24 protein-coding genes and 1 pseudogene are annotated in these 23,633 nt (G+C 69.4%); 11 read left to right on the top strand and 14 right to left on the bottom strand.

The window, feature by feature from the left end; genetic code table 11:
- The first annotated feature begins 5 nt into the window (after nt 1-5).
- On the top strand, nt 6-611 hold the full coding sequence (locus K8Z49_RS43455; protein ID WP_412516889.1) for an HD domain-containing protein: 606 nt from the start codon (nt 6-8) through the stop codon (nt 609-611).
- Between the two features lie 140 nt (nt 612-751).
- On the opposite strand, the gene K8Z49_RS43450 is transcribed toward K8Z49_RS43455, so the two are convergent.
- The 3 genes from K8Z49_RS43450 to K8Z49_RS43440 are packed head-to-tail and all read right to left on the bottom strand — an operon-like array spanning nt 752 to nt 3,406.
- Entirely contained in the window at nt 752-2,149 is a 1,398-nt protein-coding gene (locus K8Z49_RS43450; protein ID WP_412516888.1) for a PIN-like domain-containing protein, read from the bottom strand.
- 32 nt (nt 2,150-2,181) lie between these two features.
- Complete coding sequence (locus K8Z49_RS43445) at nt 2,182-2,658, bottom strand: NUDIX domain-containing protein (RefSeq protein ID WP_412516887.1); 477 nt, start codon at nt 2,656-2,658, stop codon at nt 2,182-2,184.
- 4 nt (nt 2,659-2,662) lie between these two features.
- A complete protein-coding gene (locus K8Z49_RS43440) occupies nt 2,663-3,406 on the bottom strand; it encodes an XRE family transcriptional regulator (RefSeq protein ID WP_412516886.1) in 744 nt (247 codons plus the stop codon).
- Between the two features lie 179 nt (nt 3,407-3,585).
- On the opposite strand from K8Z49_RS43440, the gene K8Z49_RS43435 reads away from it, so the two are divergent.
- The 6 genes from K8Z49_RS43435 (at nt 3,586) to K8Z49_RS43410 (ending at nt 7,913) form a co-directional block, all read left to right on the top strand.
- Nucleotides 3,586-3,795 carry a hypothetical protein gene (locus tag K8Z49_RS43435; RefSeq protein WP_412516885.1) on the top strand — a complete coding sequence of 70 codons (210 nt, stop codon included), beginning with the start codon at nt 3,586-3,588 and terminating at the stop codon, nt 3,793-3,795.
- 165 nt (nt 3,796-3,960) lie between these two features.
- Nucleotides 3,961-4,149 (top strand): hypothetical protein, encoded by a 189-nt coding sequence (locus tag K8Z49_RS43430; protein WP_173396356.1) that lies wholly within the window; start codon nt 3,961-3,963, stop codon nt 4,147-4,149.
- The gene (locus K8Z49_RS43425; protein ID WP_412516884.1) at nt 4,146-4,520 is read left to right on the top strand and encodes a hypothetical protein; all 375 of its coding nucleotides are present in this window, start codon (nt 4,146-4,148) and stop codon (nt 4,518-4,520) included. The genes K8Z49_RS43430 and K8Z49_RS43425 overlap by 4 nt, the downstream gene beginning before the upstream one ends.
- Nucleotides 4,521-4,579: 59 nt before the next feature.
- Nucleotides 4,580-6,304 carry an FtsK/SpoIIIE domain-containing protein gene (locus K8Z49_RS43420; RefSeq protein WP_412516883.1) on the top strand — a complete coding sequence of 575 codons (1,725 nt, stop codon included), beginning with the start codon at nt 4,580-4,582 and terminating at the stop codon, nt 6,302-6,304.
- Between the two features lie 98 nt (nt 6,305-6,402).
- Entirely contained in the window at nt 6,403-6,657 is a 255-nt protein-coding gene (locus K8Z49_RS43415) for a helix-turn-helix domain-containing protein (RefSeq protein WP_412516882.1), read from the top strand.
- A 119-nt stretch (nt 6,658-6,776) separates the two neighbouring features.
- Nucleotides 6,777-7,913, top strand: coding sequence for a tyrosine-type recombinase/integrase (locus K8Z49_RS43410; protein ID WP_412516881.1), 1,137 nt, complete (start codon nt 6,777-6,779; stop codon nt 7,911-7,913).
- Nucleotides 7,914-8,991: 1,078 nt separating this feature from the next.
- On the opposite strand, the pseudogene K8Z49_RS43405 reads toward K8Z49_RS43410, so the two are convergent.
- From K8Z49_RS43405 to K8Z49_RS43385, 5 genes and pseudogenes are all read right to left on the bottom strand, one after another.
- Nucleotides 8,992-9,387, bottom strand: a pseudogene (locus K8Z49_RS43405) (AMP-binding protein); the annotation flags it as partial.
- A gap of 280 nt (nt 9,388-9,667) precedes the next feature.
- Nucleotides 9,668-9,847, bottom strand: a complete 180-nt coding sequence (locus K8Z49_RS43400; RefSeq protein WP_412516880.1) for a hypothetical protein — start codon at nt 9,845-9,847, stop codon at nt 9,668-9,670.
- 327 nt (nt 9,848-10,174) lie between these two features.
- On the bottom strand, nt 10,175-11,416 hold the full coding sequence (locus K8Z49_RS43395; RefSeq protein ID WP_412516879.1) for a thiolase family protein: 1,242 nt from the start codon (nt 11,414-11,416) through the stop codon (nt 10,175-10,177).
- A 650-nt stretch (nt 11,417-12,066) separates the two neighbouring features.
- Nucleotides 12,067-13,221, bottom strand: coding sequence for a helix-turn-helix domain-containing protein (locus K8Z49_RS43390; RefSeq protein WP_412516878.1), 1,155 nt, complete (start codon nt 13,219-13,221; stop codon nt 12,067-12,069).
- 101 nt (nt 13,222-13,322) lie between these two features.
- Complete coding sequence (locus K8Z49_RS43385; protein ID WP_412516877.1) at nt 13,323-14,357, bottom strand: chitinase; 1,035 nt, start codon at nt 14,355-14,357, stop codon at nt 13,323-13,325.
- Between the two features lie 127 nt (nt 14,358-14,484).
- Between K8Z49_RS43385 and K8Z49_RS43380 the strand changes: the two genes are divergently transcribed.
- Nucleotides 14,485-14,934, top strand: coding sequence for a YdeI/OmpD-associated family protein (locus K8Z49_RS43380; protein WP_021597411.1), 450 nt, complete (start codon nt 14,485-14,487; stop codon nt 14,932-14,934).
- On the opposite strand, the gene K8Z49_RS43375 is transcribed toward K8Z49_RS43380, so the two are convergent.
- Both K8Z49_RS43375 and K8Z49_RS43370 read right to left on the bottom strand, forming a co-directional pair.
- The gene (locus K8Z49_RS43375; protein ID WP_021597410.1) at nt 14,903-16,297 is read right to left on the bottom strand and encodes a sensor histidine kinase; all 1,395 of its coding nucleotides are present in this window, start codon (nt 16,295-16,297) and stop codon (nt 14,903-14,905) included. The two genes, K8Z49_RS43380 and K8Z49_RS43375, sit on opposite strands and share 32 nt — an antisense overlap.
- Nucleotides 16,294-16,980 (bottom strand): response regulator transcription factor, encoded by a 687-nt coding sequence (locus tag K8Z49_RS43370; protein WP_024934660.1) that lies wholly within the window; start codon nt 16,978-16,980, stop codon nt 16,294-16,296. The genes K8Z49_RS43375 and K8Z49_RS43370 overlap by 4 nt, the downstream gene beginning before the upstream one ends.
- A gap of 27 nt (nt 16,981-17,007) precedes the next feature.
- Here K8Z49_RS43370 and K8Z49_RS43365 point away from each other — a divergent pair, with 27 nt between their 5' ends.
- Entirely contained in the window at nt 17,008-17,532 is a 525-nt protein-coding gene (locus tag K8Z49_RS43365; RefSeq protein WP_033330655.1) for a hypothetical protein, read from the top strand.
- A 121-nt stretch (nt 17,533-17,653) separates the two neighbouring features.
- On the top strand, nt 17,654-18,985 hold the full coding sequence (locus K8Z49_RS43360; RefSeq protein ID WP_075019666.1) for an MFS transporter: 1,332 nt from the start codon (nt 17,654-17,656) through the stop codon (nt 18,983-18,985).
- Here K8Z49_RS43360 and K8Z49_RS43355 read toward each other — a convergent pair.
- Nucleotides 18,969-19,601 carry a PaaI family thioesterase gene (locus tag K8Z49_RS43355; RefSeq protein WP_412516876.1) on the bottom strand — a complete coding sequence of 211 codons (633 nt, stop codon included), beginning with the start codon at nt 19,599-19,601 and terminating at the stop codon, nt 18,969-18,971. The genes K8Z49_RS43360 and K8Z49_RS43355 overlap by 17 nt on opposite strands.
- 123 nt (nt 19,602-19,724) lie before the next feature.
- On the bottom strand, nt 19,725-21,245 hold the full coding sequence (locus K8Z49_RS43350; RefSeq protein ID WP_412516875.1) for a serine/threonine-protein kinase: 1,521 nt from the start codon (nt 21,243-21,245) through the stop codon (nt 19,725-19,727).
- 104 nt (nt 21,246-21,349) lie between these two features.
- Between K8Z49_RS43350 and K8Z49_RS43345 the strand changes: the two genes are divergently transcribed.
- Nucleotides 21,350-21,934 (top strand): DUF4870 domain-containing protein, encoded by a 585-nt coding sequence (locus K8Z49_RS43345; RefSeq protein ID WP_244938935.1) that lies wholly within the window; start codon nt 21,350-21,352, stop codon nt 21,932-21,934.
- A gap of 28 nt (nt 21,935-21,962) precedes the next feature.
- Here K8Z49_RS43345 and K8Z49_RS43340 read toward each other — a convergent pair whose 3' ends face one another.
- Together K8Z49_RS43340 and K8Z49_RS43335 are read right to left on the bottom strand one after the other, a co-directional pair.
- Complete coding sequence (locus K8Z49_RS43340) at nt 21,963-22,787, bottom strand: LLM class F420-dependent oxidoreductase (protein ID WP_021600323.1); 825 nt, start codon at nt 22,785-22,787, stop codon at nt 21,963-21,965.
- A 68-nt stretch (nt 22,788-22,855) separates the two neighbouring features.
- Complete coding sequence (locus tag K8Z49_RS43335) at nt 22,856-23,605, bottom strand: hypothetical protein (protein WP_412516874.1); 750 nt, start codon at nt 23,603-23,605, stop codon at nt 22,856-22,858.
- Nucleotides 23,606-23,633 lie beyond the last annotated feature (28 nt).

Genomic DNA, 23,633 nt, shown 5'->3' with positions numbered 1-23,633 from the left:
CACACATGCCCGTGGACGTCCAGCAGTACCTACGTAGCGTCGACCCCATGAAGAAGAACACCGCAGCATGGGCCCGCGCCCTCGCACGCAAGCACCTGGAAACCCCACTCCCCCGCCGGTGGGCCCACACCCAAGGCGTAGCCCGCCAGGCGCGCACGCTCGCCCCCATCCTCGGCAACAAGGCCGACCTTCTAGAGGCCGCCGCATGGCTCCACGACATCGGATACGCCCCCGACCTCGTAAACACCGGCTTCCACCCCCTAGACGGCGCCCGCTACCTCCGCGACACCCACCACGCTGACGTCCATCTATGTCGCTTGGTGGCTCATCACTCCTGCGCCGTCATCGAAGCCCGCGAGCGAGGTCTAGCGGACGAACTGACAAGCCAGTTCGGGATAGACCCTCCTGGCCTCATTCAGCCGCTGATCTACTGCGACATGACCACGACGCCTGACGGCGATTCCGTATCCGTCTCCAACCGCATCGCCGAGATCCGTGAACGGTACGGACCAGCCCACCTTGTTAGTCGCTTCATACAACTAGCAGAACCACAACTTAGGGCCACTGTAAGAAATGTTCAAAATGAAGCAAGATTTGCTGGCTTGATCTAGCAAGTCATCATCTTGCTACATTGCAGGCAATCCAAAAAGGGCCATGACGCCATGAGATCCAAGCATCTCCATTATCGCACACTGGCCCGACATTTCTTGATACCATTTACGCCAAAAGTATGCGCTCGCAGGAGCATCGCTCAACTGGAATCGTCATTTCCCGACTCCATCCAGCGATCAAGCAGGACGTTAACAGCCTGCCTCAACTGCTCATTGTCAGAGAGAGTGACCCAGTTCACGAATTTCACAGTGGCGCCCACTTCACGGAATTCCCTTTCTCGGCGATTGATCACCGCGGGAAGCTCACAATTTGCTATAATCAGGACGGGCGATAGCCATCGGCCATTCAGAATGGAACGAAGATACTTCAAGTAGGTAGAGTTGAAGCCTTCGATCCCGGGGCAATATTTGACGATAATATCGATATTGACCGAGTGTCGCCTACTGTCATTGGCGAGGCGGACAGAATGTACTCGCAAGCTGGCATCAACAGGTGAGGCATCGTCTTGAATCTTGGTAATATCCGCATCAGGAAAGGCTATTTGGAGGTTGGCTAGAACAAGCTTCTCATAGTTCTCGCCCGTAGGGCGCGTTGACGTGTCGCCCTCTTGATCTGCAAGAGTAGCCAGCTCGGAGAGGCGCTCTGCCTGGTCAAAGGTATCTTCACTGACAGCTGCACTGAGAAATGTCTGCGCATGTATTAGGAACGAGGAGACGGTCAACATGTGAAACCGAACTCCCGCATCTTGCCGCATTTCTTCGACCAACTCCGGACGAGGACCAATGGTCCTTCCTCTATCCCTCAGGATCCAGTCCTCTTTTTGGTCATTGGACACCAGCAGCACAGGACGCATCCTTTTAACAGCTTCTATTTTCAGTTGGGCCCATACGAAAAAGTCGCCAACTGCCTTCGACTCGTCCTTATCTGCATCGGCATAGCCAGGGGGAATTTTTGCCTTAATGCGCCTAACTCCTTCTGCATGAGCTTTTTGCTCATCATCCAGGCGTATACCAACATTTCCATCAAGCACCTCCTCGATTCGTCGAAGGATAGGATCATCTCTAAGAGCCGAGTCTAGATCTATGTCCAAAACAGCATGCCCTTCGAGGCCGACGCTGATTTGACCATGGACCTTATCCAGTGCAGCCACCATCTTCTTAATTGAGCCCTCATCAAGCCTCTGCCGGTTTGCCAGCGAATGCAGGACTTGCACGGATGCCTGGTGATTCTTAGCGAGGGCCGAAAGTGCCTTGCCTAGAGCCTGCTCTCCTTCAGCGATGACCCCCAAGCGGTTCCGCATAAATTCTTCCGCCACTCGATGACTAACCCACAGGCGATCCTCTAATTTCTCCAGTGCGGAGAAGAAATCTTCCCGAGCGGGCGGACTGAAGCGATATGCATCGAATAAAGCATTCGTATCGAACGCTATCAACCCACTAGTGAAAAACTCCTCCAATTCCCCTTCCGATGGCGGAAAGTAGCCCGGCACCGCCGCGCGCAATGTATGCGCCTGCCCCTCTGACTTCTCGTCCTCCATGCTCCGTCCACCCCTTGTTGATAAATTTCAAATCATCGAATATCGACGCTGGTTCGCTTTTGCGCAAACCGATCAATACGTATACGCATGGACCTGTCGATCTTTAGCCTGCCTGTGTCACTTATCCTTACCCAATAGACTTCGCGAGACTCTTCACTGGGAGTGAGCGAACCTCCGATAGGACGTGCGGTAAGAACAATCGAAAATTCTTGGCGAACTTCGTCATTGCTGGTGTAGTGGATGAGGTGTTTGGGATCGCTGTAGATGCCTACTAGGCCGGTAATCTCTACGTCGATTCCGGTTTCTTCTTTTGTCTCGCGGATGGCAGCCTGAGTTACGGACTCGCCTAGGTCTACAGCACCGCCTGGTAGGGCCCAGTTGTCGTTGTCGGTGCGGCGGATCATGAGGATCTCGCCTCTGTCGTTCTCTACGACGACGTTGACGGACGGGACGAGGCTGTTGGCCTTAGGTGCATTGGGGTCGTCGTAGTAGTCGATTCTCCGGCCCATAGGGTCAGTCCCCCGGTATGGGTGTGGCACCTTCCCAGACGCGTTCAAAGCTCTCTAGGTAGGTGTTGACCAGGTCTCCGCCGGCTATGCGGCGCAGGTGCCAGACGGGGGCGTGTGCGGCCGTGACGCCGTAGACGTGGGTGTTGACGAGCAGCTGGTCATCGGCGCGGTAGATGGAGTTGTAGAGGACCGTGCGATGGAAGCGGAACTCTACGCCGTCTCGTTTGCGTAGGTTCTTGTAGAGGACGAGGGCGTTGCGGATCTTTGCGGCCATGGCGTCGTCTACGCCCTCGTCTGTGCCGCGTTCGGCTACCTGGGGGCTGTCGGGGTCGCCTAGGAGGATGCGGACGCGGACACCCGCCTCCGCTTTCTCGGCGAACGTGCGGTGAATGCCTGCGTCTTCGGAGAGGAACAGGCCGGAGTAGACCAGCACGCCGATCTCGTCTTTGGCTGTAGCGAAGAGACGTCCCCATGCGTCCCTTGGGACGGACGTTCGGTGCGGGTAGATCGTCACCAGTTCGCTGCTGGACGCTGCGGTGACTTGCTCGTTGGACAGAGCGTCCGGCCAGAGGAACGTCTCATCTACGCCCAAGCGCGAAGCCACTGCGTAGCGGTGCCGCCGGTAGGGGGTGCGGTCTTTGGTGATCCACCGTTCTACCGTTTTGGGGTCCACGTCGATCGCTTCGGCGAGCGTGGCGATAGTCAGACCCTGCTCTAGCAGGGCTGCGCGTAGACGTTCGTTTGGCATGCACCCGTCCGAGATCCGGGACGTCCTAGGACGCGATCAACCCTATGAGGACGTCATGAACACGTCCAGTCATGTAGTGATCTCGTCCCCCAGGTCAAGCGCACTCTCTTTCTCGTAAGCCACCGACCGCCCGAAACCGCCCCCGCCGGACACGGGCCTTACGAGAGGAGTGATCGCACATGATCCTCGTCCTGGCCTCGATCCTCGCCGTCTTCCTCGCCGGTTCCATCTGCGGCATCTTCGCCATGCTCGTCATCGGCATCCACGCCGAAGAGCGCCGGGTGGCGCGGGGGCGCGCCGAGTCGTCCCGCGCCGGTACGGCCTCCCGGCGTCTGCTCAGCACCCGGACGGGTGACGAGCTCCCGGACCGCGTTCCGGCGGGGCGGTGAGCATGCGGCACATGCCTCGGGTCATCACCGGCCACGCGTGCGCGTGCGGCGCGCGTGTGGAGCCCGGTAACCGGCGGTGCCGCAAGTGCCGCGCTCGCGCCCGGTGGCTCCGGCGCGGGCACGGTTCGCGGTACCCGGACCTGTGGCTGTGAAGGGGGTGAACCTGTGAACGTCTCGGTTCCCCTGGTGGCGATTCTCGGCGCGGTGGTGTGGGTCGCGTGGCGGTACATGGGGCTTCGTGGCTGGCACATCGCGGTGTGCCTGCTGTTCGGGTTCTTCCTCGCCGCGACCAGTGCCGCGCCGGAAATCCGTCGACTGGTGTCCGTTCTCGTCCAGTCCCTTTCTCAGCCGTGATGGCCCTGACCGAAGGGAGGGATGCCCTGGTGCCTGATACACCGCACGTGAAGGTCAACGTTCAGGAGGTCCGTACGCGCAACCTCGCCGCGCGTGAAATCGTCTCGAACCTGTCCGCCGCAATGCCGTCCATAGAGGACTTGTGGCTTCGCCTCTACGCCGCACTCGCCGACGTTCCCGCGCTCGTCTCCGAAATCACCCGGCTTGCCGCCGTGCTGTCGAAAGTGCGGCGCGACCGCGCGAACCTGGTGGCCGCCGGACGCGCCACCCTCAAAGCCGAACGAGACGCCGAACCGGATCCGCTGTACTACCTGCGCGACGAACTTCGCGCGCAAGGGCACCTTCCCCCGAACTCCTGGGGGCACTCATGAGCCGGACGCGTCAGATGCGGCGGCACGCCCACAAGATGCGCCGCAACGGGCTCCAACCCATGGTGATCATCGACAGTGAAGGGCCATTCCCGGACGTCGCCGGCGTCCTCCTCGCGCGAGCCATGTGGCGATACCGGTCCGAGCTGGCACCGCTCTACCTGGTGACCACGCTCGCCGTTGGGGGTGCGCTAATGCACTTCACGCATCCGGAATGGTGGCCTTGGCTGTTGGCTACCGCCGCGGTGGCCGCCTGGGCTCTGGCCTTGTTCGGCGGGCGGGTCGGGCTTGCCCTGCGGATCGAGCGGGCATATGCCGCTGCCGTCGCCATGGGTGCCGGTGGGTGGCTCTCGGCCGCTACCGCGTTGGGCGTCATGCTCCGGCCGCTTCCCCTCGTTCTTGTCGGCGGCGGGATTGTGCTTGCCCTGCCGTGGTGGACGCATCGGAGACGGCGCGCCAAAGTACGCGTCGATCGTCAGATAGCTGCGTGGCCGGACATCGCGAAAGACGTCGGCCTCGCCGGATCACGCGCACAATCCGCGGTGGTGGACGTGTGGGGATGGCGCGCACGATTCGCCCTGGCACGCGGCCAGACGATCCAGGACGTCATCGGAAAGGTTCCGGCGATCGAGTCGGCTCTCGGGACTTTCCGGGGCGCTGTACGTGTCGAACCGACACGCGACGACAAGGCCAACCGGTTCGAATTGCGGGTACTGGACGCCGACCCGCACGCCGACGCCATCCCGTGGCCGGGACCGTCCGTCTCGTCCATTGCTGAACCGATCGACCTAGGCCCGTTCGAAGACGCCACCGGCGCGCGCGTGCTTCTGCTGCGACGTCACGGCCTTATCGGAGGTGTGGCCGGTTCGGGCAAGAGCGGCGGAATCAACGTCCTCATGGGCAACCTCAGCGCATGCCGAGACGTGGTCATCTGGGCCATCGACCTCAAGCGCGGCATGGAACTCCAGCCGTGGGCGTCCTGTATCGATCGACTCGCCACCACACCCGACCAAGCCCGCGCCATGCTGCGCGACGCCGTCACCGTCCTGGAAGCCCGCGCCGAATGGCTCGCCGCGAACGGGCGGCGCGTGTGGGATCCGACGCCGGAGCTTCCCGCGCTCGTCATCGTCGTGGACGAGTACGCCGAACTCGCCGATGACGCTCCCGACGCAGCCGGCGACACAGACTCGATCGCGCGGCGGGGGCGTGCCGTCGCCGTAACGCTGATCGCGGCCACTCAGCGGCCCACACAGAAGGCCATGGGCAAGGGTGCGGTCCGGTCTCAGATGGACGTCCGCGTGAGCTTCCGCGTCCGGGAGAGGAAGGACGTCGATCTCATCCTTGGGCAAGGGATGCTCAGCGCCGGATGGCACGCTCACACCCTCAACGCGCCCGGGAAGTTCCTGCTGTCCGCACCCGAACACGACACACCACGACGAGGCCGCGCCTACCTCCTCACCGACGCCACCGTGGCAGAGACGGCACAGCGCCACTCATCCGTCCGTCCGCCGCTGGACGAGGTCTCTCGGCGTGCACTGGACGAGGCGCGCATGCCTGTCTCCGTGCCGTCCGTACCCGTCACACCGTCCCGTGAAGACCCTGCCAAAACGGCGCTGAGGGAAGCCCTGGACGGCGCGCCGGACGAGGGGCTTCCGATCGCACACCTTCTGATGATCACGCAACTCAGCCGCCCCACCCTATACCGGCGCCTCGCCGAGCTGGTGAGGACCGGCTGCGCCGTTCAGGTCGGACGAGGCCGCTACAAGGCGTCCGATCACACCCGGTAATCGTCTCAGCGTCTCGTCTCGTGTGCGCGTCTGCACGTATGGGCGGCGGAGACGTCCATGAGACGAGACGAAGACGAGCACTCCCCGTAGCCAAGGAGATGATCACCAACCCACATCTACGCACGACCCCCGGGACGAGCCCGGGTGAGAGGAGGTGGTGCCCCCTGCAGGCGTACACCGTCGAACAAGTCGCCGAGATCCTCAACATCGGACGGGACAAGGTCTACTTCCTGATCCGCACCGGCCAACTCCGCAGCATCAAAATCGGCAAGCTGCGCCGCATCACCGACCGGCACCTCGCCGACTTCGTCACCTCCCTGGAAGAGCCCTCCCTCGAAGACGCGACGCACTGACCCACGCGGGAGGTCCGTCCGGACACAGCGTCCGTAAACGGACCTCCCAACCTAGGGACGTCTTGGGACGTCTTGAGTTATGGTCGGTGGTGACCTCGATCGATATGAGGAGGGATCCGTTGGCAAAGATCCTGGTCGGCAGGTACGAAGGGTCAATCTACGAGGAGGGCGACGGTTACACCGGCGCACTCTCGCTCGGGTTCGGCCCGGACGGCAAGCGCAAGCGACTCAAGAGGAAGGGAAGGACCAAGACAGAGGTCAAGAACAAGCTCAAGGAAGCCGTCGAAGAGCTGGACAAGAGCGTAAAGACGGACCGGAACTACTACATCCTCGACGCGGTAGACGAGTTCCTCGCCGCGTTCGCGAAGACTGGCAAGTCACCGGCTACCAACGAGGTCTACCGGTCGCTCGCCGATCACCAACTCAAGCCGTTCATCGGACGGACACGCCTCAAGGAACTCACGGCGGACGACGTCGAGAAATGGCTCAACGGCAGGGCTCCACACCTCACCTCGTCCTCTCTCGGCATCGTGCACGGCATCCTCAAGCGCTCGATCCGCAGAGCAGCGCGTCATGACCGCATCGGCCGGAACGTCGCCGAACTGGTCGACACTCCGGACGGCAAGGCCGCCCGCAAGTCGCGTTCGCTGAGCCTCAAACAGGCGAGCGCGCTCCTGGAAGAGGCGAGCAAGCCGCAGCACCGATTCGGCGCGTACGTAGTCCTAGCGATCCTCTCGGGACTCCGTACGGAGGAACTCCGCACCCTCAAGTGGAGTGATGTCGATCTCGACAAGGCAACCGTCTACGTCCTGCGTGCCGACCGGCACAAGGGCGAGACCAAGACGAGGCTGAGCCGACGTGGTCTCGGCATCGCAGACATGGCGGTTGCCGCACTCCGTGCCCTCAAGACGAGGCAGGCAGCAGAGAAGCTCAAGGCCGGCGAGGCGTACCAAGACCACGACCTCGTGTTCTGCCACGTGGACGGCCGTCCGTACACCGCGCAACACGTCCGCCATCGGTTCCGCATGGTTCTGAAGGCGGCCAACCTCAACCCCGCCGAGTGGTGCCCGCGCGAACTACGGCACACGTTCGTGTCCATCATGAGTGATCACGACGTCCCCCTAGAGAAGATCAGCGTTCTGGTGGGGCACTCCAGCACGAAGATCACCGAAACCGTCTACCGCCACCAGCTCAGGCCGGAGATCCGGGACGGCGCCGAGCACATGAACGACATCTTCAAGACCAAGTCCGCGTAGGCGCGGCTCCCGACTTGGCTCCCCATGACTTCGGACGGCGCAGCCCCCCTCCCCCACCTGGAAGGACTCACATTCCAGCCCTGGGACTCCTTTAGGGAACCCCTGAGCCACCCTTATTCAGGGCCCCTCCGAAGCCGTCCGGGGACGTCGACCAGAGAGCCGCTCACCTGCGAAAAACCAGGAAGGGAGTCCAGGGGAACCATCCGGCACGGTCGACCTACGTCGTACTTGAACCAACAATGACCGTAACGGTAAGTGACGATGTCATCGCCACCGCAGCCCACACCACCCTCGGATGGCGCGTGGGCGGCGTCCAAGCACCCAAGACCGCCCGACGCGCGGGCACAGCTTGGAGGCCAAAGGACCCCTTGACGATGTTGCCTCCAGTGGCCAGCGGTGCCGCTGAGTGGCTGGGTCGGAAATATCGAACCTGGATCGCCCTCCCAGGCGTTTGGCACGGACCGACCAGTGACATAGTCTCCGTTCATGGCCTGACGGCGCCCGCCCGGGTGTGTAGTGCCCCGGGGAGCCCAATCCCCGGTAAGTGTCCGCAGTGGTCAGTCTGGTTGCGGATCAGCCAGCATTGAATTCCCTGATCATGAGCCCCATCCATTGATGGCGGTTGGTGTTGCGAGCCCGAGTGGGAGAAGGTACTCAGGAGGCGTAGGCTCCCCTGAGGTGATCGAATGCGTACACCGGTGATGGTGTACGGCCATATGGTCTGACCAGCACTTCAGCAGGAGCCGCATCTTGGGCGGGCCAACCTGTTGTTGCGTATGTGGTCCTGAGCATCGCGCTCATCCATATTGGTCTGATCGCGACGGTCACTATCGTGGCGATTCGCAAGAGAAGCACTCCGGCCCGTCGACAAGTGGCCCTGGAGATTCTCCGGGTCCTGACCGGTCACGTTCATCCACCGGCCGTCGAGGCTTCGACTTCCCCTCCTCCATGCCAGGTGACAAACGGCGGCCAGGAACGGCAGGGAGGGGCAGGATGATCCGGCCGACCCGGCCTCGTGCCCCTCCCCCGTTCAGACGCAGAACAGCCCCTGACCGGAGCATGCCGGTCAGGGGCTGCTTCATTTGGGGCGGCAGGTCCAGCAGTCGAACCCGGGCAGGTTAAGCCGCCGGATGCATAGAGAGACCACAATGAGGGACTCTACTCGCTCCGTTTTCACACACCCGCCATCGGTTCCGGAATGGCTCGGTGGCCGTCGGCGCCCTTTCGGCGACCGACGTTGTTGTCGAGACGTCGATCCCCCCGTGCCGGGCCAGCGCGTCCGTGATGACCCGCCGGACCTGATGGTCTCGGCGGTCAGCTCGGGGTTCTTGTAGTAGCCCTTCATCACCAGGTCGCCGCGCACGCAGATCTCGCCGGTCTCTCCCGGCCCGACCTCGTCGTGGGTGTCGGGGTCGAGGATCGCCACGGTCGCCATCGGATACGGGCGGGCCGCATGCGGCGAGTCGGCCGTCCGGTGCGGGCCTGCCGTCCACGAGGTGCTCGTCGGGGCGCATGAAGGTCACGCAGGAAGAGGTCGGTCGCTCCGTGGCGCTCGGTCGCGTCGAGGGCGTCGTCCGGTGCCGGCTGCGGGATGATCACCACCGTGCCGCCCCGTGCGGAGGCCTTGAGGCTGAGCAGGTCGGCCGTCCGGGTCCGAGGCGCGGCCGCCAGGTTCACGATCGGCTCGTCGGGGGCGTGGGTGAGCGCCATCATCTGGTGCGTCACCATCACGGAGAGGCTGCGGTGGGTGTTCATCACCCCCTGGGCAGCCCGGTCGTGCCACCGGTCGGGGCGACCGCGACTACGTCGTCCATCGCGTGGGGGACGTGGGGCTTCGTCGTCGGGGACGGGGCGACCAAGTCCATCAGGGCGGGGTCCTCCGTGTCGGGGCCGAGCGTCATGAAGTGCCCGATGCGGGTCAGGTGCGGTTTCATCTCGGCGTCCACCGGCGCGAGTCGGGGTGGTAGACGAGCACCTCGACGTCGAACCGGTTGAGCAGCTCGATGTTGTCGGCGACGGGCGTGCCCGGGTTCAGCGGCACCCAGGCGCCGCCGCTCCGCCAGATGCCGAGGACGCACAGCCACGACGGGAGAGCATGGCCGCCTTGGTCTCGCGCCGGGCCCCTAGCTCGGCGAGCAGGTGCGCGATACGGCAGGACAGCTCGCCGGCCTCCGCGAACGGCCAGGTCTCGTCCCCCATCCGTAGACGGTACCGGCCGGTTGACGGCCCGTCCCCGGTCGAAGAAGTCGATGATCGCCGTATCAGCCTTTCCCTAGAATCGTGACCGCGGTGACCGCTTCCTCACCGCGGTGGAACCCGCCGCCGTTCTCGGCGAGCGCGATGCGCGCCCGCTCCACCTGCCGCGCCCCCGCCTCGCCGCGGAGCTGCTGGACCAGTTCGAAGATCTGCCCGAGCCCGGTCGCCGCCAGCGGGTGTCCTTTGGACTGGAGGCCTCCCGACGGGTTCACCGGGACGCGGCCCCCGAGCGCGGTCACGCCCGCCTCGGCCGCGGGACCGCCGTCGCCCGCCGGGACCAGGCCCAGCAGCTCGGTCTGCAGGATCTCGGCGAAGGCCGTGGCGTCGTGCACCTCGGCGACGGACACGTCCTCCGGCCCGGCCCCCGCCGCCTGGTAGGCGCGCTCGGCCACCCGGGCTCCGATGTGACCGTCGAACGAGGTGACGTCCCGGTCGGTCCCCGTGCCGACGACGGCGGCCAGCACCTTGACCGGACGGGTGCCGCGCAGCCGCCGCAGGCCTCGCGCGTTGCACAGCACCGCCGCGGCGCCTCCGTCGGTGACGGGGGCGCACATCGGAACCGTCAGCGGGTAGGACAGCCGCCTGGCGGCGAGGACCTCTTCCACCGACAGGGGCGTCCGGTAGTGGGCCCGCCGGTTCCCGGCCGCGTGCCGGTGGTTCTTCGCCGACACCGCGGCGATCTGCCGCTGGGTGGTGCCGTGCAGCCGCATGTGGTTGCGGGCCATCGCGGCGTAGATGTCCATGAAGATCGAGCGGCGCCCGAGATCCGGCTCGTCGACGTCCCCGCCGAGCAGGGCGAGGGTCCGGTCGAGCCCTTCCCGGTCGGAGACGTCGTAGGCGCCGTCGAACACCGCCATGGTGCGCTCGGGATCCCCGATGCTCATCTTCTCCACGCCCACGGCCAGCGCGACGTCAGACGCCCCGGAGCGGAGCTGCGACACCGCGAGCGAGAAGGCCGAGGCACCGGTGGCGCAGGCGTTCTCGACGTTGTAAACGGGGATCCGCTGGACGCCCATCTCCCGCAGGGCGATCTGCCCCGCGACCATGTGCTGGTTCCCCAGCGGTCCCTGGGTCGTCGTGCCGAACAGGGCGACCTCGATGTCGCCGGTCACGGCACCGGCGTCGGCCAGGGCGTCGGAGACTGCCGAACAGGCGAGCTCTTTGAACGAGCGGTCGGCATGGACGCCGAAGGGGGTCATCCCCACACCGGCGACCCACACGGTTTCTGACATGGCGGTCGGGCTCACGCTTCCTCCTTCACTCGTCATGGCTGCCGGCGTCGCGGTGCCGGATCACCTCAAGGGCCTTCGGGCGGTCGACCAGCCAGGTGGCGACGTACGGGCCGGTTCCGCCGAACAGCGCCACGGACACGGCGTAGGGCAGGCCGATCCCGGCACTGCGGAACCGGGCGGGGAAAAGCTCCGCTGGACGACACGTTCCGCAGCATGCTGGCCGTGCTGACCTTCCTTGCCCGCTGGTCGTCCATCTCGAGCGCGGCCGCGGAGCCGAGGAGGAACGGGACGCGGCGGCGTACTCACCGCCCGCCGACAGGCCCTGGATCAGCCGGGCCAGCAACGGGATGGAGGGTGCGGCGATTCCCGCCTGCGCGTAGGTCGGAGCGACCTCGATCAGCAGGGTGCCCGCCCCCCATGCCCATGATCGTCATGCTCAGCGCCCTCTTGCGGCCGTGGCGGTCGGCCTGACCGCCGATCACCGGTTGCCCGGTTCGGCGTATGGTGGCCGGCCGTTCAGTCAGCGTCGTCATCCGAACTCCCCACGTCGGCACCGGACGGCCGTCCCTCCGGACCCGGACTGGAACTGAGCACAAGGATGTGACCGCCGCCATCGCCTGACCATGGGCGACGCCCCAACGCTCCGGGGCGCCGGTTGTGGCCGGCTACAACGAGTCGAGGTCGTCCGGCCGCAATCCCGCCAGCAGCCAGGAGAGCTCGACGAGCGTGTCGCTCTCCTCCAGGGAGCAGGACGCGATCTCCTCGAACCGGCGCAATCGGTAGCGCAGGGTGTTGTGGTGCACGTGGAGGGCGGCCGCCGCCGCGGGGATGTTGCGCCGGTGGAGGAGATAGCCGTCGAGCGCCTCGACGACGACCCGGCCGAACTCGCCGTGGCCGCGCAGCGGAGCGAGGTACCGGTCGCGAAGAACCTCGGTGACCTCGGGGCACTGGGCCACACCGAGCCGCCAGGTGACGGTCTCCAGGCTGTGCACGCCCGCGCTGGGCGGCCGGCGTACGGCGGCCAGGACGCGGGTGGCGATGTCGAACGACTCCCGCGCCTCGCTCAGCGGCCGTGCCGGGCCCACCGCGACGACACCCCGCCGGATTCCGGACGGCACGCGCGCGACCAGCCCGACGACCTCGTCCCCCGACTGGATCACGAGGCCGCCCGTGCCGGGCGGTGCCGCGAACCGCTCGATCTCGCGCCGCAGCACCAGGGGCGACGCGGTGTCGAGAGGAACCGCCCGCAGCGCGTACAGGTGCGACTCGCGATGCAGGCCGTAGGCGACCGCCCCTTGGTGGAGCTCCGTGGACGGGAGCCCCAGGGTGAGCACGCGCATGACCCAATCGGCACGGCGCTGCTGGTCTGCGACCGCGGCGGCGATGTCGTACTGCCGGTAGACGACGGCCACCCGTGCGGAGAACGCGTCCCCGAGCTGCCAGAGCAGGGAGGAGAGTTCGACCACGTCCGCCGGTTCGACCCCGTGGAACGGGGCCACGTCCACCAGACGGGCCTGGATCCTCGACAGGACGACCCGGAAGCCGCGCATGATGTCCTCGATCGGGACGCCCTGCCGCAGCCGCTCCAGCGTGGACACCTCGGCCTCGGAGATCTCCTCCGCGGTGGGCGCCCGCCCGCTGCTGATCGTGCGGGCGGCCAGCCCGAGGTTCCGCCCCACACTGGCGATCAGCGACTCGTGCGGCACGGGGGCGTACGAAGGGATCTCCTCGCGGACCCGGGCGATGATCTGCTCGACCAGACTCTCCTCGGGTGCCAGCGCGCCGACCAGCGCCTCCATCGTGGCCTCACGTGCCCGCACTGCCCTTCACCCCCTCGGTGTCCTTCCGAGAGGTACAACATGCGGGCCCGCCCCACCAGTCCGCACCCTGCGAACCCGCCAGGGGCGACGCCGGGTGCTGGTCAGTTGGTGAAGGCGTGGGTGAAGGCGAGGGGCTGCTGGTCGATGCTGCTGCAGGTGGGGTCGGCCTGGGGCTTGGGGCCGCCGGGGCAGGGCCGGTCGCGGTTGGCCGACCACATCGCCGTCCAGGCCAGGCCCTTGTCCGCGGCGAACGCGGCGACCTGCGCGGCGTCGTCCACGGTGAAGGTCTCGGTGACGACGTCGTTCACGCCGATCATGGGGGTGACGGCGAGCCGGCTCCACGCGGACGGGACGTCGAGCGCGGTCCGCAGCTGCGCCTCGGTGGACGTCGCGGCCTGCACGGCGAGGTCGCCCATCGCCGAGGACGGCGGCCCGTAGTCCATCGCCATGATGTTGACAGCGTCGATGGCGACGCCGTTCGCCCTGGCGTTCTCGACGAGGCCGACGCCGTCCTGTGTGAGGCCGGTCGGCAGGACGGGCAGCGTGAACGACACCTTCAGGTCGGGGTGCTTCTTCTGGAGCGCGGCGATGGCCTGCGCCCGGCGCGTGTTGCCCGCGCTGTCGGGGAGCGCGGCGCCCTCGATGTCGAAGTCGGCCCGCTTGAGGTCGAACGCCGTGACGACCCGGTCGTAGGCCGCGGTGAGGGACTCGACGGTGGTGCACGCCGTTCCGAGCTCGCTGCCGGACGCGCCGCCGAACGAGACGCGGATGTCGCCGCCGGCCGCCCGCAGCGCGTCCGCCTGGTTCGCGACCGGGTTGGCGTCCAGGTCGGTGACCCCGCCCCACTTCGGCACGCAGCCGCCGCCGGAGGTGATGAACGCCAGCGTGAACGCCTTGGCGCCCGTCGTCTTCGACGTCTCCACCAGGTCGAACGGCGGGGAGAGGCTGCCGTCGACGTAGGGCGCGAACTCGGGGCCGGTGCTCGCGACGCGGACGACCTGGACCTGGTACGAGGTGGGCGCGGTGGGCTCGTAGCCGCTGGCGAGGAAGCCGGCGACGGCGATGACCACGGCGACGATGAGTCCGACGACGCCGATCACCCCGGCGGCGACGTACTGCGGGCGGGGGCGCTTCATGGCGATCAAGCTAGGGCCGCACTCGGGCGACATCTCCGGATTTAAGGGGCGTTTAAGGCGCGCCTATGTCGATCCGGCCGCCGGCCGTTCGACGCGTTGCCGAGGCACGCTTCACAAGGAGGTCATCATGAGGTTTCGCGCGACGCTGGAGCTGGGCGGGAAGACGGCGACCGGGCTGGAGGTGCCCGGCGAGGTCGTGGAGGAACTCGGCGGGGGACGGCGTCCCGCCGTGACGGTCACGATCAACGGGCACACGTACCGGTCGACCGTGACGCCGAGGGGCGGTCGGTACATGCTGCCCGTCAGCGCGGACAACCGGCAGGCCGCGGGGATCGCCGCGGGCGACGCCGTCGACGTGGACGTCGCGCTCGACACCGCGCCGCGCGAGGTGGCCGTCCCGGACGACCTGGCGGAGGCCCTGGCGGCGGACGGCGAGGCGCGGCGGTTCTTCGAAGGCCTGTCCTACAGCAAGCGGCAGTGGTTCGTCCTGTCGGTCGAGGGCGCGAAGAAGCCGGAGACGCGCCGGCGCCGGGTCGAGCAGGCCGTCAGGATGCTCCGGGAGGGACGGAGCCGCTAGCACGGGAGCGGCGCGGCTGGGTGCGGGAGTGGCGGCGGCGGCCGACCAGGCGGCGGGAGCGGCGGGCGGGCGGCAGCCACTTCGTGCGGAACCACATCTGCACCTGGGCGCCGCCGAGGACGCTGCGGTGGATCCGCAGGTAGCCGCCCGTCGACTCGGCGGCGCGGCGGGCGATGTCCAGGCCGAGGCCGGTGGAGCCGCCGCCGCTGCTGCCGCGCTTGAGCGCCGCGTCCGGGTCGCTGATGCCGGGCCCGCCGTCGGCGACGAGGATGCCGGTGACGCCCTGCCCCTGGTGCAGGGTGACGACGAAGCCGGTGCCCTCGGCGGTGTGCCGGAAGATGTTGCCGAGCAGCGCGTCGACGGCGGCGGCCAGCTCGGTGCCGGGGATGGGCAGCGGCGCCGGCCCCTCGGCGCCGATCAGCTCGCAGGAGCGCCCCTCGTCCTCGGCGAGGACGGACCAGAACGCGACGCGGTCGCGCAGCACCTTGGAGGCGTCGCAGCTGCCCCGCCCGGTCGGCCGCCGGACCGTCCGGATGATCTGGTCCACCTCGCGCTCGATGCGGTCGACGGCCTCCCGGGTCTGGTCGGCGACCGACCCGTCCCCGAGCGCCTCGGCGTTGAGGCGGAGCGCGGCGAGCGGCGTGCGGAGCCGGTGCGACAGGTCGGCGGCCATCTCCCGCTCGGCCGACAGCAGCTGCACGACGTGGTCGGCCATCGCGTTGAACGCCAGGCCCGCCTCGATCAGCTCCGGCGGCCCGTCCGGCTCGATCCGCACCGACAGCTCCCCGTCCCCGAAGGCGCCGGCCGCCTCGGCGAGCCGCCGGGTGGAGCGGATCATGCGGGCGCCGAGCCGGTCGGCGACCGCGACCGACCCGGCGACGAGCGCCGCGGCGACGGTCGTCATGACGAGCCACGCCTTCCACACGCCGCGGGACAGGTCGTCGTCGGGGAGGAACACCTCGACGACCGCGGTCCGGCCCGCGTCCAGCGACACCGGCTGCAGCAGCGCGTACCCGCCGTTCACGCGGGCGGTGTAGGAGCGCCCGCGGCGCCCGGCCTCGGTGAGCTGCTCGGGCGCCGCGCTGAAGTCGCCGTGCGTGTTCTTCGGGACGAGCCCGCCGTCGGGCATGTGCACGGTCATCCGGCCCGCCGCGCCGGCCTGGGTGCTCGCGACGGCGCGTTCGAGGGCGGCCGGGTCCTCGGTGACGACGAGCACCGGCCCGAGCGCGCTGGCCTGCCGCTCGGCGGTGGTCAGCGCCCGGTCGCGGGCGATCTCCCGGACGGTGAGCGCGAGCGGGATCAGGAACGCGAGCGCGACCATCGAGGTGACCGCCAGCGAGACGAGGACGAGCGTCTTCCTCATGACCGCGGATCGGGTTCGGCCAGCCGGACCCCGACGCCGCGCACCGTGTGGAGGTAGCGGGGGGCGGCGGCGGTCTCGCCGAGCTTGCGGCGCAGCCAGGACAGGTGGACGTCGATGGTCTGGTCGTCGCCGTAGGCCTGCCGCCACACCTCCGCGAGCAGCTCGCGCCGCGCCACGACCCGGCCGGGACGGGCGGCGAGGTAGGACAGCAGGTCGAACTCGCGCCGGGTCAGCTCCAGCGGCTTGCCGTCCAGCATCGCCTCCCGCCGGTCCAGATCGATGTGCAGGCCGCCCACGCTCAGCTCCGCGGTCGGCCCGGACCGCGCGGACCGGCGCAGCACCGCGGCGAGCCGGGCGCTCAGATGCTCGATGGAGAACGGCTTGATGAGATAGTCGTCCGCTCCGGCGTTCAGTAACCGGACGATCTCGGGCTCGTCGTCCCGTGCCGTCGCGATGATGACCGGGACGTCGGAGATGCCGCGCAGCATCTTCAGCACCTCCGCGCCGTCGAGGTCGGGCAGCCCGAGGTCGAGCACGACGACGTCGGGCGGCGCCTGGGTGACCTCGCGCAGCGCGTCCATCGCGGTCCCGACGCTGCGCACGACGTGCGACCGCACGCTCAGCTCCCTGATCAAGGCGGTCCGGACATTCGCGTCATCCTCGACCACCAGAACACTCGCCATGGCGGAACCGTATGCCACCATGTGCCCATGCGTCGCGCGATGTCGTATGTTGCCCCGTGGGCAGCGGTGACCGCGCTCGCGGTCGCGCTGTCCTGGCTCGGGGTTCGCGGCGTCGTGCGCGGCGCGGTGTCGGAGCGGTCGGCGCCGCCGCCGATGGCCGGCCCGGTCATCCACTCCAGCCCGTCGACGCCGCCGGGCCCGACCAGCATCGGGTCGCCCACCGCGCGGCCCCGCCCGGGGACCGGCGAGGACAAGGGGCCCGAGCCGTCCAAGAGCCCGAAGGCGCCGGCCGGCGGCCCCACGGGCACGCCCACCTCCCCGAAGCCGCACGACAACGTGCGCAGCTTCGCGACGCGTGGCGGGCGCGCCGCGATGGCCATCGAGAAGGACCGGGTGCGGCTCGTGTCGGCGACGCCCAACCCCGGCTACGAGACGCGCGTGACGCAGGCCGAGGGCTGGCTGCGCGTCGACTTCCTCTCCGACAAGCGCACCTCGTCGGTCGTCGCGTCCTGGTACGGGCACGACCCGGCGGTAAAGGTCTACGAATACTGACCGCCGGACCAGCGGATTGTAGACCGTCCGCCGGAAAGCGGTTTCGGCCGCGGATCCGGCGGGAAACAGTCGGGCACGTTCACCAGAGCCGGCGGGGGCGGCGACCGAGAAGAGAGCTCCCATGGTCCTGGATCCCGGAGAGGCGGGACGCGCCCGCGCCGCCGGTGCCGACGAGCGCCGCGCGCAGGTCCGCAAGGCCGCCGCCGCGAGCGTCATCGGCACGTCCATCGAGTGGTACGACTTCTTCCTCTACAACACCGCCGCCGCGATCGTCTTCAAGGACGTCTTCTTCCCCGAGTCGAGCGACTACGCGGGCACGCTGTCGGCGTTCGCGACGTACGCGGTCGGGTTCGCGGCCCGGCCGGTCGGCGCCGCGATCTTCGGGCACTGGGGCGACCGCCTCGGCCGGAAGGCGACGCTGATCGTCACGCTGGTGCTGATGGGCGTGTCGAGCGCGCTCATCGGCCTCCTCCCGGGGACGGGGACGATCGGCTGGGCGGCGCCCGTCCTGCTCGTCCTGCTGCGGATCCTCCAGGGCATCGCGGTCGGCGGCGAGTGGAGCGGCTCGGTGCTGCTGTCCATGGAGTGGGGCGACCGGAACCGGCGCGGGCTGATGGCGAGCCTGCCGCAGCTCGGCGTCCCGATCGGGCTCATCCTCGGCACCGGCATGATGACGGCGATCGCGCTGTCGGCGGAGGACGCGTTCAAGGACTGGGCGTGGCGCATCCCGTTCCTGTTCAGCGTCGTCCTGGTCGGGATCGGGCTGTGGGTGCGGATCCGGGTGATGGAGACGCCGCTGTTCGCCGAGGTCGTCGAGCGGGACGAGGTCTCCCGCGTCCCGGTGGCCGAGGTGATCAGGCGGCACCCGCGGGAGATCCTGCTGAGCGCGCTGCTGCGCTGCTCGGAGCAGATGCCCTTCTACCTGTTCACCTCGTTCGCCCTCACCTACGTGCACGAGGACCTCGGCAAGGCGCAGGGTCTCGCGCTGAGCGCGGTGACGGCGGCGGCGGTCCTGGAGCTGTTCACGATCCCGGCCTCCGGGCACCTCGGCGACCGGATCGGCCCGCGCCGGGTGTACGCGGTCGGCTCGATCTGCGTCGCGCTCTTCGCGTTCCCGTACTTCGCGCTGCTCAACACCGGGGTCGCGGCGCTGATCGTCGTCGCGGTCGTGGTGGCGCAGATCCCGCACGCCGTCCAGTACGGGCCGCAGGCGTCGCTGATCGCCTCGACGTTCCCGACCCGGCTGCGGTACGGCGGCGCGGGCATCGGCTACCAGCTCGCCTCGGTGTTCGCGGGCGGCCCGGCGCCGCTGCTGGCCACCTGGCTGCTGCACGACTTCGGCTGGCAGGCGATCTCGATCAGCATGATCGTGGCCTCGGCGCTGACGCTGACCGCGCTCGGGTTGCTGCCCGCGCCCGCCGAGGAGCGCGCGAAGGTCAGTACGGCGACGTGACGAACCGCTGCGGCATGATGAACATCGCGGTCGCCTCGACCGTGACGCGGCCGTCCGGGGCGCTGATCGCCCCGGACGCGTAGACCTTGCGGCCCTCGACCCGGCTCGCCTTCGCCTCCACCTGGAGCGGGACGCCGAGCGGGGTCGGGCGCCGGTAGCGCGTCTCCAGGGTCGCGGTCATGCCGGGCGTGCCGGAGGCGGCCGCCGCCATCCCGAGGGCCTGGTCGAGCACCATCGCCGACACGCCGCCGTGCACGTAGGACGGCGGCCCCTCGTACAGGGCGCCGAGGGTGAACTCGCCGCGGACGATGCCGCCGGCGCCGACCGTGAGCACCACCGGCGGGGCGATGGGGTTGGCCGTCCCCGTTACGGGGTTGGCGATCTGGTGGTCCATCGTCCGCTCGCCGGGCGTGACGAACGGCGGCGCGTCCCGGCGCTCCGCGGTGAGGCGCGCGGTCAGCGCCGCGACCTCGCCCGCGATCGCGGTGGTCTCCGCGGCGCCCGCGCGGGTGAGGACGGCGGCCTCGGCCAGCTCGCGTACGCGGGCGGCGAGTTCCGCCAGCGCCGCGGCCTCGTCGTCCTCCAGCTCGGGCCGCTCCATCGGGATCGCGCTCACTCCAGCCTCCTCGCGGGGGACGCCCCCGGACATCACCCATGGACCGAACCCGATTCTAGAACGTGCGGGCGACCGGATCGGCCGCCGGGTCCCGCTCAGTGAGCATTCCGGCCCTGCGACTTCTCAGGAGCGCGACAGCGGACCCACGACGGTCCATTCACGGCCGTTCGAAGACCGGCCGACGTAGCGGAACATCAGCCGGTCCCCTCCGGCCTCCGGGGTGAGCGTGAGCGTCCCGGTGTCCACGCATCGTTCCGTGCCGAAGGTGATCCGCTCGCGGAACCTCAGCGTGCCTCCCGACTCGCCCAGGTAGATCTCGGACCCCGAGCAGTTCTGCTCCGGATAGGCGATGCTCCCCGCGGCGCCGCCCGCGGGGAGCACGAGCCTCGCGGAGAAGACCTTCCCGTCGTTCTGCGTCAGCCGGCCCGTCCACGTCCCCGCGTACCGCTGCGGGATGCCGTTCTCCGGCCCGGAGGTGCCCGGCGACGGAGACGAAGGCGTCTCGGACGGCGGGCTCTCCGGTCGCGTCGCGCCCGCCGTGCCGGACGTGGCGGCCAGCGGGCGTCCGCTCGCGCCCGGCCCTTCCGGGTTCTCGCCGCCGCCGTCCCCGCTGGACAGCGCGAGCACCGTCACCACGACGGCGGCCGCCACCGCGACCACGGCCGCCGACACCGCGACCACGCCCGTGACCGGCCGCCGGTCCCGGGGCGCGGGCGGGCCCGGCGGCGCGGGATGCGCGTACGGCGTGGGCGGCGTGGGCGGGGCGGGCGGGGCGGGCGGGGCCTGCATGGTCCGCGTCCCGGCGGAGGCGGGCGGGGCGGGCGCCTGGTCCGCGTCGCCGAGCAGGGCGCGCAGCACCTCCGACGCGGTCGGGCGCGCCGCCGGGTCCTTGGCCAGGCAGCGGGCGGCCACGTCCCGCAGGGGCCCGGTCAGCTCGCCGAGGTCCGGCTCGCCGTGCATGACCCGGCCGACCATCGCCGTCATCGTGTCGGCGGCGAACGGCAGCCGCCCGGACGACGCGAACACCATCGTGCCCGCCCACGCGAACACGTCGGCGGCGGGCCCGGCGCGCAGCCCCTCCAGCTGCTCGGGCGCCATGTAGGCCGGCGTGCCGATCGCCCCGCCGGAGGTGATCGTCCCGGTGTCCAGGGCGCGGGCGATGCCGAAGTCGATGACGCGCGGCCCGTCCGGCCCGAGCAGCACGTTGTGCGGCTTGAAGTCGCGGTGCACGACGCCCGCCCGGTGGATCGCCACGAGCGCCGTAGCGGTGCCGACCGCGAGCCGCTCCAGCGCCCCGCGCGCCCGCGGCCCCTCGGCCGTCACGACCCGGTGCAGCGACGGCCCGTCGACGAGCTCGCTCACGATGTAGGGGCGGTCGCCCGCCACGTCGGCGTCCAGGATCGCGGCCGTGCAGAATTCCGCGACGCGCTTGGCCGTCTCCAGCTCGCGCAGGAACCGCGACCGCGCCTCGGTCTCGGGGCCGAAGCCGCCGTTCAGCAGCTTGACCGCGACCCGCCCGTGCGTGCCGCGCTCGTCCTCGCCGAGGAAGACCACGCCCTGGCCGCCCTCGCCGAGCCGGCCGAGCAGCCGGTACGGACCGAGCCGCTCGGGGTCGCCGGGACGCAGGGTGCCCGCCGCCGACATGTGTGCCTCCCGTTCTGGTGAGACCCGCGTCGGCGAGCCCGGTTCCTATAGATTCCTGAAGTATCTCCCACCGAGCCATGCGCAGAGGACCTAAAGGAACACCAGTGACGGACCAGCCCCCGCCACCACCCCCCGAGCAACCGCCGCCCTACCCCGGTGCCTACGGCGGGCCACCTGGCCCTCCTCCCGGGCAGCCGCCCGGCCCGCCGCCCGGACAGCCCCCCGGCCCGCCGCCCGGACAGCCTCCGGGCCCGCCGCCCGGAATGCCGCCCGGCGGCTACGACCCGCGCTACGGGTACGGCCCGCCCGGGTACGGCCCGCCCGGGTCCGCCCACGGCGAGGAGACGACCTGGGCGGTCTTCGCCTACGTCGGCAACGTCCTGATCGGGTTCCTGCCGGCGCTGGTCATCTACCTGTGGAAGAAGAACCTGTCGCCCTACACCCGGTTCCACGCCGCGCAGTCGATGAACTACCAGCTCACCATGCTGATCCATCTGCTGGCCGTGGCGGCCGTCTGCGTGCCGCCGGCCATCCTGCTGGACGCGCCCGCGTTCCTCGCCCTGCTCGCACTCCCGTACCTGGAGTTCCTGATCGGCGGGTGGTGGCTCCTCATCCTGGGCGCGGTGAAGGCCGGCAAGGGGCAGTACTACCGGTTCCCGACCTTCATCTGCTACCGCATGATCCGCTAGCTCCTCCGCGGGCTCCCTGGGCCGGGGCTCACAGATACGAGCGCGCGTACCCGTCCAGGACCGGCAGGACGGTGTCGCGGCCGCCGCCGGGGACCCGCAGCACGACCTCCTCGATCCCGAGCGAAGCGTAGTAGGCGAGCTTCTCCGGGGTCGGCAGCGTCCCGAACGGGATCACCGGCACGGGGTCCCGCCCCGCCTCCGCGCAGGCGCGGCGCAGGGCGGGCAGCGCCTCGCGGATGCCGGCGCCGCCGATCGGCAGCCATCCGTCCCCGTACTCGGCGAGGTGCGCGAACAGCGTGGGCCCGGCCGCGCCGCCGAGGAGCACGGGGATCCGGCGGGACGGCTTGGGCCACGACCAGCTCGCGTCGAAGCGCACGAACTCGCCCGCGAAGGACGCCTCGTCGTCCGTCCACAGGGCCCGCATGGCGAGGACGTGCTCGCGCGCCATGGCCCGCCGCCGCTTCCAGCGGACGCCGTGGCCGGCGCCCTCCTCGGCGTTCCATCCGTAGCCGACGCCGAGCGCGACCCGTCCGGGCGCGAGCCGGTCGAGGGTGGCGACGGCCTTGGCCGTGACGATCGGGTCGCGCTGCGCGGGCAGCAGGATGCCGGTGCCCAGCGTGATCCGCTCGGTCGTGACGGCCGCGGCGGCGAGCGAGACCAGCGGGTCGAGCGTGCGGGCGTACTCCTCGGGCAGGCTCTCGGCGCCCGTCGGCGGCGCGGTCTCACGGGCCACCGGGATGTGGGTGTGCTCGGGGACGTAGAGCGAGGCGAACCCGCGGCGCTCCGCCTCCACCGCCAGCTCGTGCGGAGCCATGGTCCGGTCGGTCGCGAACATCGTGATCCCGAGCCGCATGCCGCTCCTCTCCCAGGGGTCGCGGGCACCCTACGGCGCCGCCCGGCGGGCGCTCGCGGCGGTCCCGCTCAGCGGCCGAACTCGCACACGGCCACCGTCGCGTCGTCGTGGACCTTGTTCCGCGGCCAGCGGGCGGCCCGCGGGTCGGTCCGCTCGATCTCCCGCGTCCGCCCGATCAAGGCGGCGGGCCCCGGGTCCGCCGCCAGCGCGGCCAGGCCGGCCCAGTCGGTGGCGCCGAACATGTCGGCGAGCCGGGTCGCGCCGTCGGTCAGCAGGACCGCGCGGCGCAGCTCGGCCGCCGGGACGGTGCCGGTGACCGCGGCGCCGGCGACGGCGGGATCGGCCGCGGCGTAGGAGGTGCCGCCGGTGATCTCCCGCACCCCGTCCCCGCCCTCCAGCAGGACGGTCGAGTCGGCCAGCACCAGGTAGTCGACCAGCCCGCCGCGCAGCCGCAGCGCCAGCACGGTCGCCGCCGGTGTCGTGGGGACGCGCAGATCGCAGCTCAGCCGGTGGGCGGCGGCCACGTCCGCGATCGCGCCGGCGAGCCGCGCCACCAGCGGGCGCGTGCCGGGACGGTGCGCGCCCTCGGGCGGGCCCACCGGCGAGCCGGCCGGCGGTCCGGCGCCGTCCAGCATCCGCGCGAGCAGCCGGGTGCCGAGCGACCGCGCGTACCAGGCGGTCCCGTGCACGCACCCGAGGTCGGTGCCGAGCGGCAGCCCGCACCCGTCGAGGACCACGACCGCACCCGCCGCCGCGGCCACGAAGTCCTCGTTGAGCCGCTCGGGGCTCCCCTGGTCCGTCGCCCATTCCACCCGCACGCGTTCCCGCCCTCCGTCGCCCGGCTCC

The sequence above is a fragment of the Actinomadura madurae genome (assembly GCF_047130825.1).
GTDB lineage: Bacteria > Actinomycetota > Actinomycetes > Streptosporangiales > Streptosporangiaceae > Spirillospora > Spirillospora madurae.
The sequence above is the reverse complement of the archived record's forward strand: the minus strand, read 5'-3'. Positions and strand labels throughout refer to the sequence as shown.

Coding starts and splice junctions, on each gene's coding strand:
- K8Z49_RS43360 (WP_075019666.1), top strand. CDS start 17,654: ATGGTCCTGGATCCCGGAGAGGCGGGACGCGCCCGCGCCGCCGGTGCC.
- K8Z49_RS43380 (WP_021597411.1), top strand. CDS start 14,485: ATGAGGTTTCGCGCGACGCTGGAGCTGGGCGGGAAGACGGCGACCGGG.
- K8Z49_RS43445 (WP_412516887.1), bottom strand. CDS start 2,658: ATGGGCCGGAGAATCGACTACTACGACGACCCCAATGCACCTAAGGCC.
- K8Z49_RS43370 (WP_024934660.1), bottom strand. CDS start 16,980: ATGGCGAGTGTTCTGGTGGTCGAGGATGACGCGAATGTCCGGACCGCC.
- K8Z49_RS43450 (WP_412516888.1), bottom strand. CDS start 2,149: ATGGAGGACGAGAAGTCAGAGGGGCAGGCGCATACATTGCGCGCGGCG.
- K8Z49_RS43455 (WP_412516889.1), top strand. CDS start 6: ATGCCCGTGGACGTCCAGCAGTACCTACGTAGCGTCGACCCCATGAAG.
- K8Z49_RS43350 (WP_412516875.1), bottom strand. CDS start 21,245: ATGTCGGCGGCGGGCACCCTGCGTCCCGGCGACCCCGAGCGGCTCGGT.
- K8Z49_RS43385 (WP_412516877.1), bottom strand. CDS start 14,357: ATGAAGCGCCCCCGCCCGCAGTACGTCGCCGCCGGGGTGATCGGCGTC.
- K8Z49_RS43440 (WP_412516886.1), bottom strand. CDS start 3,406: ATGCCAAACGAACGTCTACGCGCAGCCCTGCTAGAGCAGGGTCTGACT.
- K8Z49_RS43375 (WP_021597410.1), bottom strand. CDS start 16,297: ATGAGGAAGACGCTCGTCCTCGTCTCGCTGGCGGTCACCTCGATGGTC.
- K8Z49_RS43365 (WP_033330655.1), top strand. CDS start 17,008: ATGCGTCGCGCGATGTCGTATGTTGCCCCGTGGGCAGCGGTGACCGCG.
- K8Z49_RS43340 (WP_021600323.1), bottom strand. CDS start 22,787: ATGCGGCTCGGGATCACGATGTTCGCGACCGACCGGACCATGGCTCCG.
- K8Z49_RS43415 (WP_412516882.1), top strand. CDS start 6,403: ATGATCACCAACCCACATCTACGCACGACCCCCGGGACGAGCCCGGGT.
- K8Z49_RS43435 (WP_412516885.1), top strand. CDS start 3,586: ATGATCCTCGTCCTGGCCTCGATCCTCGCCGTCTTCCTCGCCGGTTCC.
- K8Z49_RS43400 (WP_412516880.1), bottom strand. CDS start 9,847: ATGAAACCGCACCTGACCCGCATCGGGCACTTCATGACGCTCGGCCCC.
- K8Z49_RS43420 (WP_412516883.1), top strand. CDS start 4,580: ATGGTGATCATCGACAGTGAAGGGCCATTCCCGGACGTCGCCGGCGTC.